We start from the raw sequence: 11,662 nt of genomic DNA, 5'->3' as shown, positions 1-11,662 counted from the left end.
CGGTTCTAGCCGCGCCCGCCCCCCTGGGGAACAGGGGTTGCGGCCAGGACGCGCGAATGACCGGGAGAGGCGGGCCGGTTGAGCAGGTTGCGGACCGGCCGTTCGAACAGCAGGAAGACCGCGATGGACAGCAGCACCGCGGCCGCCACCGCCACCGGCAGCGCGACGGCCGCCCCCAGCCCGGCCAGCCAGGGGTCCAGCAGCCGGAACAGCATGTGATGCGTCATGTACAGCGCGAAGGACGCCTCCCCCAGCAGCACCGACAGCGGCCGGGACAGCAGCCGGGTCAGCGGGCCGTGCCAGGCGAAGCCCAGGATCAGCAGGCCGAAGGGCGCCAGCAGCACCAGGTTGCGCAGATGCGCCGGCAGCCCGGCGCTGGCCGGGACCAGCACCAGCAGTAGCAGGATGGCGCCGAGTTGAACGACGGTCGCCACGCCCTCTGTCGGCCGCAGGTGCCGCCACAGCGCATGCAGCGCCATGCCGGCGGAGAATTCCAGCAGCCGCGCCGCCGGGTGGAAGTGGAAGAAGCTCGTGAAGGCCTGGTCCAGCGCCACCGCCACCCCTGGCGGCATCAGCACCACCACCAGGGCACAGGCGATGAACAGATGCAGGGCGCGGCGGCCAGCCAGCAGCAGCGGAAACAGCGCGTAGAAGATGATCTCGACCGAGATGCTCCAGGACACCGCGTTGTAGCCCAGCGTGAAGAGATGCCCGCTGAACAGCGCGTGGATCGCCAGGAAATTGGCGACGCCGCTGTTGATCTTCTCGACCAGGCTGTTGCCCCAGCTCGCGAAGAACAGCCAGATCCACACCAGCAGCGTGGCGTAGTGCAGCGGCAGCACCCGCGCCGCCCGCCGGCGATAGAAGGGCAGCGGGCGGAAATCCTCCGGCGCATGGGCGTGGCGCAGGATGAAGCCCGACAGCACGAAGAAGAAGCTGACGCCCAGCGCGCCCTGGCCAAGCGGCACCAGCCCCACGGAGGCCGGCAGAACATAAGGAACGTGAAACAACACCACTGCGAGCGCGGCGAGAAAGCGCAGGGAGGTCAGTGCAGGAAGCGGTTCCGCAGGGCGCTTATTGTTGGGATGTGGATACGACATCCCTCGCGCTTTGGTCGCAGCCTCCGGATGAGGCAACCAAACATTCACGCGATTTCGCTGTCGTAATCAACCGGCGCGGCGCCGCCAGGCGCCGTCGCGCGAGTGGCCTCAGATCGGCAGCGCGGTGGTGCTTTTCACCCGTTCCATGGCGAAGCGCCCAGTCACCTTGCGCAGCGACGGCACCGCCGCGACGAAGCGGCGGTAGAAGGCGTCGTAGCCCGCCATGTCCGGCACCACGACCCGCAGCAGGTAGTCCACATCGCCGCCGAGCCGCCAGCATTCCACGATCTCCGGCAGGCTGGACACCGCCTCCGCGAAGCGGGCGATCCATTCGCCGGAATGGTCGCCGGTCTCCACCGCCACGAAGACGGAGATCGGCAGGCCGACGCGGGCGGGGTCGACGATGGCGACGCGGCCGGTGATGACGCCGGCCTCCTCCATCCGGCGGATGCGCTTCCAGCAGGGGGTCGGCGTCAGCCCCACCTCCTGCGCGATCTCGGCCAGGGAACGCGCGGAATCCTGCATGATGAGGCGCAGGATCTCGCGGTCGATACGGTCCAGCTCAGCGGCAGCCATGATGCGTCGTTCATCCCGAATATGCGGGATGTGTAGCATGATCCTCTCCGCAGCCAAGCCGAGGCGAGGAGCCGGGGAAGGTCCTGCTACAGGATTGGTTCAGGCGCGCCGGAAGCGGGCGGCGAAGAAGCCATCCAGGCCGCCCTGTTCGGCCCACATGTCGGGCCGGGTCCGCAGCGTGCCCCCGCGCACCAGCGCGGTGCGCAGCCCCGGCAGCTCGATCGGGGCGATCGGGTCCGGCACCAGGCCGAGGGCTGCGGCGCGGGCCAGATGCGCCTCCCCCTCCTCCGGTTGCAGCGAACAGGTGGCGAGCACCAGCCTGCCACCGGGGCGCAGCAGCTTCGCCGCCTGGGCCAGCAGCCTTGCCTGCGCCTCGACCAGCGCCACCACGTCCTTCGGGCGCTTCAGGTGGGGGATGTCGGGGTGGCGGCGGATGATGCCGGTGGCGGAGCAGGGGGCATCCAGCAGCACGGCGTCGAAATTCGCCTCGTCCGGCATCCAATGCGCCGCATCGGCTTCCACCACCGTCACGTCCAGCTTCAGGCGGGCCAGGTTCTCGCGTAGCCGCGCCGCCCGCTTGGGGTCGCGCTCCACGGCTGTGACGATGCCCCCGGCGGTGGCGAGCTGCGCGGTCTTGCCGCCGGGGGCAGCACATAGATCCGCCACACGCTCACCCGGCCGCACCGCCAGCAGCCGCGCCGGCAGGGCGGCGGCGGCGTCCTGCACCCAGAACTGGCCTTCCGCCAGGCCGGGCAGGTCGGTCACGCGGGTGCCCTCGGGCAGGCGCCAGGACCCGGTGGGCAGCAGGGTCGCGCCTTCCGGCGGGGTGGCGCCGGGGGCCAGCGTCAGGTCCAGCGGCGCGGCCTGCTGGTGTGCCCGGGCGATGGAGCGCACGCCCCCCGCGCCATAGGCGGCATGCCAGGCGGACCAGAGCCAGGGCGGCGTATCCAGCCTTTCCCGGTCAAGGGATTCGTAGATCTCGGCGCCCTCGGTCGCGACCTTCCGCAGCACCGCATTGACCAGCCCGGCGAAGGGGCGCGGCACCACGGCGACGGTGGCGGCGACAGCGGCATGGGCGGGGGTGCCGAGCAGCAGCAACTCCGCCGCCCCCATCCGCAGCGCGGCGCGCACCACCGGCGGCGGTTCGCGGCGCAGATGGGGTTCGAGCACCGCATCCAGGCTGCCGGCATGGCGCAGCACGGCGGCCGCCAGGCGATGCGCGGCGGCGCGGTCGCGTGGCTCGATCGCGGCCGGAAGCTGGTCCAGCGCCTCCTCCAGCGGCCGGCGGCGGTCGAAGACGGCGGCCAGCAGCAGCAGCGCGGCGGAGCGCGTGCCGGGCGGCGGCGCGCCACGGCTGGCGCGGGCGTTCGGGGGCTTGGCGGTGACCCGCCTGGTAGGGCCGGATGGGGGGACCGATGGGGGATTTGTGGGGGGCATGAGGGGGGTTTATGGCCGCCCGAAGCGCGCCATGCTAGGGCGCAGGGCATGCAGGCGCTCCGCAACTTTCTCAGCCGGGATTTCCTCGACCGGCTGCCGGAGACGCGGCGCCCGCTTCCCTGGCTCGCCTTGCTGTGCCTGCTGCTGTGGCTGCCCGGCTTCTTCAGCATTCCGGCCGGCGACCGCGACGAAAGCCGCTTCGCCCAGGCCAGCCGCCAGATGGTGGAGACCGGCGACCTGGTCCGCATCCGCTTCGGCGAGGTCGAGCGCAACAAGAAGCCCGCCGGCATCCACTGGCTGCAGGCCGGTTCGGTGCGGGTGGTGGAGGCGCTGCGCCTCGGCGATCGCAACGACATCTGGGCCTATCGCATCCCGTCGCTCGCCGGTGCGCTGCTGGCGGTGCTGGCCACGGCGCAGCTTGGCCGGGCGCTGGTCGGGCGGCGGGCCGCCTTCCTTGGCGCGGCGATGCTGGCGGGCTGCTTCGTGCTCGGGGTGGAAACCCACATCGCCAAGACGGATGCGGCGCTGCTCGGCACCATCGTGGTGGCGATGGGGCTGATGGGGCGTGCCTATGTGCATCCGAACGGTTTCGGCGCCGGGGCGGCGGCCAGCTTCTGGCTGGTGCTTGGCGTGTCGATCCTGCTGAAGGGGCCGATCGGGCCGCTGGTGGCCGGCCTCGCCGCGCTGACGCTCGCCATGGCCGATCGCGCCTGGACGGCCGGGGCCCCCTGGCTGCGCGTGCTGCGGCCGGGCTGGGGCGTGCCGCTGATGGTGCTGGCCGCCGCGCCCTGGTTCATCGCCGTCACCATCGCCACGGAGGGCCGCTTCCTGACCGAGGCGCTGGGCGGCGACATGCTGGGCAAGGTCGGTGGCGCCGACGAGAACCATTGGGGCCCGCCCGGCTACTACCTGCTGAGCTTCGGCATCGCCGCCTTCCCCGCCGCCTTCCTGGTGCTGCGCGCGGCGCCGGGCGTCTGGGCCGATCGGCTGCAGCCGGGCACGCGCTTCCTGCTGGCCTGGGCGGTGCCCGCCTGGCTGATGTTCGAGGCGGTGACCACCAAGCTGCCGCACTACGTCCTGCCCACCTATCCCGCCCTGATGCTGCTGGCCGCCGCCTGGGCGCTGGACCCGCTGCGCCAGGCGCCGCCGCGCTGGCTGGCGCTTCTGGCCACGGTTGGCGCCATCGCCACCGCCACCGGGCTCGGCCTTGCCGCCGCGGTGCTGCCGGTGCTGGCGGATGGCGCGGTGGACCCGCTTTCGCTGCTCGGCCTGCCGGCCGCCGCGATCTTCGCCTGGGGCTTGCTGCGGATGCTGCGGGAGGGTGCGCCGGCCCGCGCCGCGCTGCTCGCCGTGCTGCTGGCGGTGCCGCTGCAGGCGGTGGCGCTGGGGCTCGTGCTGCCGCGGCTGGAGGCGCCGTGGATCTCGCCGCGCCTCGCCGAGGCGGTGCGGCAGGCCGCACCCGGCCTGCCGGATGAACGCTTCGGCGTGGTCGGCTACCATGAGCCGTCGCTGCTGTTCGCGCTTGGCGGCGAGATCCGGCTGCTGCGGGACGGTGCCGCGGCGGCGGAGTTCCTGGCCGGTGAGCCGGGGCGGCTGGTGGCCGTGGCGGATCGGCAGCAGGCGCCGTTCCGGGCCGAGGCCGCCGCCCGCGCCCTGGCCGTCACCGAGCGCGGCACCGTTTCCGGCTTCAACTATTCCCGCGGCCGCCGGGTCGCCATCACGCTGTATGGGACCGACCGATGATCGAATGGGTGACGGGCATCGTGGCTGCCGGCGGCTGGCCGGGCGTGCTGGCGCTGATGTTCCTGGAGAATCTGTTCCCGCCGATCCCCTCGGAGGTGATCATGCCGCTGGCCGGCTTCGCCGCCGCGCGCGGGCAGATGTCGCTGGTGCTGGCGCTGATCGCCGGCGTGGTCGGCACGCTGCTGGGCAATGTCTTCTGGTACGAGCTGTCACGGGCCATCGGCGCCGACCGCATCCGGCCGCTGGTCGGTCGCTATGGCCGCTGGTTCGCGGTGGGGGAGGAGGATCTGCTGAAGGCGGAGGCGACGCTGCGGAAATACGGCCCCTTCGCCCTGTCCTTCGGCCGGCTGCTGCCGGGCATCCGCACCGTCATCTCCATTCCCGCCGGGCTGATCCGCATTCCGCGCGCGGTTTTCTATCTGTGGACCCTGCTCGGCAGCGCCGTCTGGATCACCTTCCTGACCTTCGCCGGCTACCTGATGGAAGACCAGTACGACCGGATCGAGGGCTGGCTGGAGCCGCTGGCCTATGTCGTCATCGGCGGCTTCATCGCCACCTATGTCTGGCACATCTGGACAACCCGGGTCCGCCGCCGCTCCTGATCAGCGGCGGCGCTCCCGCACCGGGACCGGGATCGGCGCCAGCAAGGGTTGCAGCACCGGCCGCGGGCGGCCGCGCGGCGGCGGCGGGTCCGGCGAGGCCAGCAGGGCGGTGCCGATGCCGATCTGCACCGCGCCGAAGGTCAGGCCCAGGAACACCCAGAGCAGCGCCGCCGGCCACCAATGCCCGGCGGATCGCAGCAGCAGGAAGCGCGCATCGCCCGGATCGGCCAGCAGCAGCCCCGCCAGGGCCAGCGCGGCGATGCCGAAGCCGGTGGCGCCATGGATCAGCACGAAGCGGATCAACCGGGGCATCCTTCGCCAGAAGACGGGCGGCGACATGGCGGAACCTCCAGCCAGGGAGAGGTTCCAACCAACGCAAGGCGGCGGCCGAGGGTTGCGGCGGTCATGCCAGCCTCCGGTTCAGCCCCAGGGATTGCGGCGCGGTGGGGTGCCACGGGGCGCGCTGGACCAGGGGCCGGGGCGGCCCGATGTGGCTTTCGTGGCAACCACGGGTCGCGCGGGGGCCGCGGGCGGACCCATCCGGCCGGCCAGCGCCCGCAGCGCGGCGACGCGGTTTTCCGTCTTCGGATGGGTGGAGAACAGCCCGTCCATGCGAAGGCCCGATAGCGGGTTGATGATGAACATATGCGCGGTGGCGGGATTGGCCTCCGCCGACTGGTTCACCCGGCCGGCCTTGTAGCCCTCCAGATGCAGCAGGGCGGAGGCCAGGCCTTCCGCGTCGCCGGCGATTTCAGCGCCGATCCGGTCCGCCTCATATTCGCGTGACCGGCTGATCGCCATCTGCACCACCATGGCGGCGAGCGGCGCGAGGACGATCATCAGGATGGTGCCGATCATCCCGAAGGGGTTCTGGCGGTTGTCGCCCCGGCCGAACAGGAAGCCGAACTGCGCCAGCATGCCGATGGCACCTGCGATGGTCGCCGTCATGGTCATGATCAGCGTGTCGTGGTTCTTGATGTGGGCGAGTTCATGCGCGATCACGCCTGCCACCTCACGCTCCGGCATCAGGTCCAGCAGGCCGGTGTTCAGCGCCACCGCCGCCCGTTCCGGGCTGCGGCCGGTGGCGAAGGCGTTGGGCTGGTCCTCATGGATCACGTACAGCGCCGGCATGGGCAGGCCGGCATTGGCGGCCAGGCGCTGGGTCATCTGGTACAGGCGCGGCGCGTCATTCGGGCCGATCGGCTGCGCGTTGTGCATGCGCAGCAGCATCCGGTCGCTGTTCCACCAGGCGAAGACATTCATGCCGCAGGCGACCAGGAAGGCGATCACCATGCCCTGCTGACCGCCGATCATGAAGCCGACGCCGACGAACAGGGCGGTCAGGCCCGCCAGCAGGATCGCCGTCCGCAGATAGCCGCTCATCTCGCCTCCACTCCTCCGCGCTAAACCCTGGGGCTCTGGCGCGTTGGCACTCCGCAGCCGGCAGGGGACGACCTACATGTGGGATATGACCAACGCGAATCACGAGGGACGGCCCATGCCGCCCGCCAATCTTCCTCTCTCCGCCCAGCAGGTACCCCTGCCGCCGCCGGAGCCGCCGACCGCGCCGCCCGGGATGCCGGTGCCGGAGGTGCCGCCGGCGCCGGTCGAGCCGCCGCCCGACGGCATCCCGATCCCGGGCGAGACGCCGCCCCCGCCGGCCGGCGACCCGCCGACGGAGAAGCCGATCCGGCTGGCGCTGCCGCCGGAGATCGGCGGGCCGAAGGGGCCGGAGCCGACGCGCTATGGCGACTGGGAACAGAAGGGCCGCGTCACCGACTTCTAGGCGTCACGGCGTGTTCCGCGACTCGGGCCGCGACTCGGCTGCGACTCGGGGAACGCGCTTGTGGCCCGCTGGCCGGGCGGCCCCCAGATCTTGTGGCCGGGGAACGAATTGCGCGAGTCAGCGATTCGTTCCCGCGACTCGGACCAGTGGCTTGATTCGAAACGTGCGTCTGCCGCAGGCGCGGCGCACGATTCACCCTGCGTTCCAGGGCAGGGGCGAATCGCGAACCGGAACACGCGCCACCCTTTGTCCTCCGGACCCTATCGCCCGCGGCGGGACAGCCAGAAGCCCAGCCCGAGCAACCCCAGCCCGGCGATCACCATCGCCGCCTCCGGGCCGATCGTCGCCCGCCCGGCGCCCATGGCGGCGGGGCCCAGCGACTGGCCGAGGAAGAAGCTGAAGGCGTGCAGCGCCACCGCGCTGCCGCGCGCCATCGGCGCCACCTCCGTCACCCGGGTCTGGATGGAGCTGTGCATCATGTAGAAGCCGAGGCCGAGCACCAGGCAGCCGGCCACCAGCACCGCCGCATGCGGCGCGAAGGCCTGTGCCGCCAGGCCCAGCGCCGCCAGCAGGCCGCCCAGCAGCACCATGCGGGACTGGCCGATCCGGCGCAGCATCAGCCCGGCGAGGGCCGCGAAGACGAAGCCGCCGATGCCGAAGGCGGCGACCGCGAAGCCGGCCTCCGCCACGCCGCCCAGGGCGCGTTCCGCCAGCAGGGGTGCGATGAAGGGGAAGATGCCGAAGATCAGCATGCCTTCCAGGAACACCGCGGCATACAGCACGCGGGCCGCCGGCAGGCTGATGATCTGGCGGTAGCGCCGCAGCGACTCGCCGAGGTTGAGCTTCGGCCCGCGCAGCTCCGGCTTGCCGGGCGGCGAGCGCAGCATGGGCAGCGCCGCCAGCGCCGCGGTGGCGCAGACCAGGGTGACACCGCGCCAGCCGATCCAGGGCTCCAGCGCCGCGGAAAGCAGGGCGCCACCGGCCGAGCCGGTCAGCCCCGCCACCAGCAGCCGCGACAGCGCCACCTGCCGGCGCTCCATCGGCACGTGGTCGCCAATGGCGGCGATGGCGAGCGGGAAGATGCCGCCTGCCGCCGCGCCGGCCAGGATGCGCAGCACGGTGAGGGTGCCGAGATCCGGCGCCATGGCGGCGGCGGCCAGTGCCACGGCCAGGGCGATCAGGCACAGCCGGATGATCCGGCGCTTGCCCGCCGCATCGCCCAGCGGCCCGAGCACCGGCTGCACCAGCGCATAGGGCAGGGCGAAGGCAGTGGACAGCAGCGCGATGGTGGCGGGGCTCGCCATGAAATCCTGCGCCAGCACGCCCACCAGCGGGTCGTAGGCGCGGGTGGCCAGGTTGGAGGCGAGGCAGGCCAGGCCGAGGACGAGAATCAGGCGGCGGGTCTGCCGCCTATCGAAAGGTTCGGCCATCGGGACTGATGCTGCGGGCAAACCGGCCCCTTTCGCAACCGCGCGCTCTGCAACCCTGATGGGCGACGAGCGGTTACGCTTTCAACAAGCCCGTGGCGTGGTGTAGAAATTCATGACTAATTTATCTTTTCCTGGATGATCCGCCCGTGACCCCGCGCTTTGCCACCGCCTTCCAGCCCATTGTCGATGTCGAGACCGGCCAGACCCTGGCGCAGGAGGCGCTGGTGCGCGGTCCGGGGGGTGAACCCGCCGCCAGCGTGCTCGGCGCCATCCTGCCGGAGGAGCGCTACGCCGCGGATGTGGAAATCCGGCGGGAGGCGGTGGCGGAAGCGATGCGCCTCGGCCTGCCCGCCACCGGCGCGGCGCTGACCCTGAACATCTTCCCCGGCTGCATCGGCCAGCCCGATTGCTGCGCCAGCCGCACCGTGGCGGAGGCCGAGGCGATGGGCTTCCCGGCAGATCGCCTGGTGTTCGAGATCAGCGAGATGGAGGCGGTGGAGGACCCGCAGGCGCTGGCCCACGCCCTGACGGCGCTGCAGCGGCGCGGCATCCGCGTGGCGCTGGATGATGTCGGCACCGGCCATGCGCGCATCCCGCTGCTGATGCTGTGGCGCCCGGACGGCGCCAAGATCGCGCGGGAGGTCATCATGGGCCTGGACCAGGACGAAGCGCGGTTCGAGCGGGTGCGGGCGACGCTGGAACAGCTGCAGGCCTTCGGCATGGCGCCGGTGGTGGAGGGCATCGAGACGCCGGGCGAATTGGCCGCGCTGCGTCGCCTCGGCGTGCGGGCGATGCAGGGCTACCTGTTCGCCCGGCCGGGGTTCCGGGCGCTGCCGGTGCCGGTGGTGCCGCGGCCGTTCGGCATCAGGTCGGCCGAGATCGCCTGATGCCACGGAAACCGCGACAGGAAGCGGCCTAGCCGACCCGGTTGTCCACCAGATCCTGCACCACGCCGGGGTCGGCCAGCGTCGAGGTATCGCCCAGCGCATCCGTCTCATTCGCCGCGATCTTGCGGAGGATGCGGCGCATGATCTTGCCGGAGCGGGTCTTCGGCAGGCCCGGGGCCCATTGGATGGCGTCGGGGCTGGCGATCGGGCCGATCTCCTTGCGGACCCAGGCGATGAGCTCCTTCCGCAGCGCCTCGGTCGGCTCCTCGCCGGTCTTCAGGGTGACATAGGCGTAGATGCCCTGGCCCTTGATCTCATGCGGCATGCCGACCACCGCGGCCTCCGCCACCTTGGGGTGGGCGACGAGGGCGGATTCGACCTCCGCCGTGCCCATGCGGTGGCCGGCGACGTTGATCACGTCGTCCACCCGGCCGGTGATCCACCAATAGCCATCCGCGTCCCGGCGGGCGCCGTCGCCGGTGAAATAGGTGCCCTTGAAGGTGGAGAAATAGGTCTGCACGAAGCGGTCATGGTCGCCATAGACCGTCCGCATCTGGCCGGGCCAGCTATCCAGCAGCACCAGGTTCCCCTCGGTCGCGCCCTCCAGGAGGTTGCCGTCATTGTCCACCAGCGCCGGCTTCACGCCGGGCAGCGGCAGGGTGGCGGAGCCGGGCTTCTGGGCGATGGCGCCGGGCAGCGGCGAGATCAGGATGCCGCCGGTTTCCGTCTGCCACCAGGTGTCCACGATCGGGCAGCGCTCATCGCCCACCACGCGGTAGTACCAGAGCCAGGCCTCGGGATTGATCGGCTCGCCGACGCTGCCCAGGATCCGCAGGCTGGCCCGGCTGGTCTTCTTCACCGGGGCTTCCCCATCCCGCATCAGGGCGCGGATGGCGGTGGGGGCGGTGTAGAAAATGTTGACCTGGTGCTTGTCCACCACCTCCCAGAACCGGGACACGGTCGGGTAGTTCGGCACGCCCTCGAACATCAGCGTGGTCGCGCCATTCGCGAGCGGGCCGTAGACGATGTAGGTGTGGCCGGTCACCCAGCCGACATCGGCGGTGCACCAGTAGATCTCGCCGTCGCGATAGTCGAAGACGTTCTGGTGGGTGAAGCTGGCCCAGACCATGTAGCCGCCGGTGGTGTGCAGCACGCCCTTCGGCTTGCCCGTGCTGCCGCTGGTGTAGAGGATGAACAGCGGGTCCTCCGCGTTCATCTTCTCCGGCTCCGCGGTTTGCGGCTGGCTGTCGCAGGCATCCGACCACCAATGGTCGCGCCCGGCTGCCATCTGCACCGCGCCGCCGGTGTTCTTCGCGACGATGACATGGCGGATCGAGGGGCAGGTCTTCAGCGCCTCATCCGCATTGGCCTTCAGCGGCACCTTGCGGCCGCCGCGGCGGCCCTCATCGGCCGTGATCAGCATCACGCAATCCGAATCCTGGATCCGGGACGCCAGGCTGTCCGGGGAAAAGCCGCCGAAGACGATGGAATGCACCGCGCCGATGTGGGCGCAGGCCAGCATGGCGACCGCGGCCTCGACGATCATCGGCAGGTAGATGCAGACCCGGTCGCCCTTCTGCACGCCCATGCCGCGCATGGCGTTGGCCAGCTGGCAGACGCGGGCATGCAGCTCCCGGTAGGTCACCTTGGCGTCGCTGGCCGGGTCGTCGCCCTCCCAGATGATCGCCACCTGGTCGCCACGCGTCGCCAGGTGCCGGTCGAGGCAGGAGACGGAGGCGTTGAGCACGCCATCCTCGAACCACTTGATCGAAACCTTTCCTGATTCGCCGCCGAAATCCGTGTTCTTGATGACCGTCGGCGCCTGCATCCAGGCTATGCGCTGCGCCTCCTTCGCCCAGAAGGCGTCCGGGTTGGCGGCGGCTTCCGCGTACATCGCCTTGTAGCCGGCCGCGTCCACATGGGCGCGCGCGGCGATGCCGGGCTTCACGGCGATCAGGGTGGTTTCGGTCATCGGGCGTCCCCCAGGTCTCTACGCCGGGTCTTACCGGCGCATCTCGTTCCGGCCTATTGGCCGGTTCATACAGGGCGAATGGGGCACGCGGCGTTGTGCTGCGTCAACCGGCACGAGGACGGGCGGCAG

11 protein-coding genes are annotated in these 11,662 nt (G+C 71.3%); 4 read left to right on the top strand and 7 right to left on the bottom strand.

Annotated elements, in window-relative coordinates:
• Positions 1-5: 5 nt before the first annotated feature.
• The 3 genes from HB662_RS07970 to HB662_RS07960 form a co-directional block, all read right to left on the bottom strand.
• Positions 6-1,100 carry an acyltransferase family protein gene (locus tag HB662_RS07970; RefSeq protein ID WP_280863912.1) on the bottom strand — a complete coding sequence of 365 codons (1,095 nt, stop codon included), beginning with the start codon at positions 1,098-1,100 and terminating at the stop codon, positions 6-8.
• 108 nt (positions 1,101-1,208) lie between these two features.
• Positions 1,209-1,676, bottom strand: a complete 468-nt coding sequence (locus tag HB662_RS07965) for an Lrp/AsnC family transcriptional regulator (protein WP_168048952.1) — start codon at positions 1,674-1,676, stop codon at positions 1,209-1,211.
• 99 nt (positions 1,677-1,775) lie between these two features.
• Positions 1,776-3,113 (bottom strand): RsmB/NOP family class I SAM-dependent RNA methyltransferase, encoded by a 1,338-nt coding sequence (locus HB662_RS07960; protein ID WP_168048950.1) that lies wholly within the window; start codon positions 3,111-3,113, stop codon positions 1,776-1,778.
• Positions 3,114-3,161: 48 nt separating this feature from the next.
• On the opposite strand from HB662_RS07960, the gene HB662_RS07955 reads away from it, so the two are divergent.
• Both HB662_RS07955 and HB662_RS07950 read left to right on the top strand, forming a co-directional pair.
• Positions 3,162-4,856, top strand: a complete 1,695-nt coding sequence (locus HB662_RS07955) for an ArnT family glycosyltransferase (RefSeq protein WP_168048948.1) — start codon at positions 3,162-3,164, stop codon at positions 4,854-4,856.
• Positions 4,853-5,458 (top strand): DedA family protein, encoded by a 606-nt coding sequence (locus HB662_RS07950; RefSeq protein WP_168048946.1) that lies wholly within the window; start codon positions 4,853-4,855, stop codon positions 5,456-5,458. The genes HB662_RS07955 and HB662_RS07950 overlap by 4 nt, the downstream gene beginning before the upstream one ends.
• Here HB662_RS07950 and HB662_RS07945 read toward each other — a convergent pair whose 3' ends face one another.
• Complete coding sequence (locus tag HB662_RS07945; protein ID WP_168048944.1) at positions 5,459-5,761, bottom strand: hypothetical protein; 303 nt, start codon at positions 5,759-5,761, stop codon at positions 5,459-5,461.
• A 117-nt stretch (positions 5,762-5,878) separates the two neighbouring features.
• On the bottom strand, positions 5,879-6,841 hold the full coding sequence (gene htpX / locus HB662_RS07940; protein WP_168048942.1) for a zinc metalloprotease HtpX: 963 nt from the start codon (positions 6,839-6,841) through the stop codon (positions 5,879-5,881).
• A gap of 115 nt (positions 6,842-6,956) precedes the next feature.
• Here htpX and HB662_RS07935 point away from each other — a divergent pair, with 115 nt between their 5' ends.
• The gene (locus HB662_RS07935; RefSeq protein WP_245185489.1) at positions 6,957-7,244 is read left to right on the top strand and encodes a DUF1674 domain-containing protein; all 288 of its coding nucleotides are present in this window, start codon (positions 6,957-6,959) and stop codon (positions 7,242-7,244) included.
• Positions 7,245-7,504: 260 nt separating this feature from the next.
• Here HB662_RS07935 and HB662_RS07930 read toward each other — a convergent pair whose 3' ends face one another.
• Positions 7,505-8,674: an MFS transporter gene (locus HB662_RS07930; RefSeq protein WP_168048940.1), complete on the bottom strand. Its 1,170-nt coding sequence runs from the start codon at positions 8,672-8,674 to the stop codon at positions 7,505-7,507.
• A 146-nt stretch (positions 8,675-8,820) separates the two neighbouring features.
• Between HB662_RS07930 and HB662_RS07925 the strand changes: the two genes are divergently transcribed.
• Entirely contained in the window at positions 8,821-9,561 is a 741-nt protein-coding gene (locus HB662_RS07925; RefSeq protein ID WP_168048938.1) for an EAL domain-containing protein, read from the top strand.
• 28 nt (positions 9,562-9,589) lie between these two features.
• Here the strand turns inward: HB662_RS07925 and acs are convergent, their stop codons facing one another.
• Positions 9,590-11,533: an acetate--CoA ligase gene (gene acs / locus HB662_RS07920; RefSeq protein WP_168048936.1), complete on the bottom strand. Its 1,944-nt coding sequence runs from the start codon at positions 11,531-11,533 to the stop codon at positions 9,590-9,592.
• Between the last annotated feature and the right edge of the window lie 129 nt (positions 11,534-11,662).

The organism is Falsiroseomonas frigidaquae (assembly GCF_012163145.1).
In the GTDB taxonomy this organism is placed as follows: domain Bacteria; phylum Pseudomonadota; class Alphaproteobacteria; order Acetobacterales; family Acetobacteraceae; genus Falsiroseomonas; species Falsiroseomonas frigidaquae.
The sequence above is the reverse complement of the archived record's forward strand: the minus strand, read 5'-3'. Positions and strand labels throughout refer to the sequence as shown.

Excerpts from the sequence above, each read along its gene's own strand:
- HB662_RS07970 (WP_280863912.1), bottom strand. The coding sequence starts at position 1,100 with ATGTCGTATCCACATCCCAACAATAAGCGCCCTGCGGAACCGCTTCCT.
- HB662_RS07965 (WP_168048952.1), bottom strand. The coding sequence starts at position 1,676 with ATGGCTGCCGCTGAGCTGGACCGTATCGACCGCGAGATCCTGCGCCTC.
- HB662_RS07960 (WP_168048950.1), bottom strand. The coding sequence starts at position 3,113 with ATGCCCCCCACAAATCCCCCATCGGTCCCCCCATCCGGCCCTACCAGG.
- HB662_RS07955 (WP_168048948.1), top strand. The coding sequence starts at position 3,162 with ATGCAGGCGCTCCGCAACTTTCTCAGCCGGGATTTCCTCGACCGGCTG.
- HB662_RS07950 (WP_168048946.1), top strand. The coding sequence starts at position 4,853 with ATGATCGAATGGGTGACGGGCATCGTGGCTGCCGGCGGCTGGCCGGGC.
- htpX (WP_168048942.1), bottom strand. The coding sequence starts at position 6,841 with ATGAGCGGCTATCTGCGGACGGCGATCCTGCTGGCGGGCCTGACCGCC.
- HB662_RS07935 (WP_245185489.1), top strand. The coding sequence starts at position 6,957 with ATGCCGCCCGCCAATCTTCCTCTCTCCGCCCAGCAGGTACCCCTGCCG.
- HB662_RS07930 (WP_168048940.1), bottom strand. The coding sequence starts at position 8,674 with ATGGCCGAACCTTTCGATAGGCGGCAGACCCGCCGCCTGATTCTCGTC.
- acs (WP_168048936.1), bottom strand. The coding sequence starts at position 11,533 with ATGACCGAAACCACCCTGATCGCCGTGAAGCCCGGCATCGCCGCGCGC.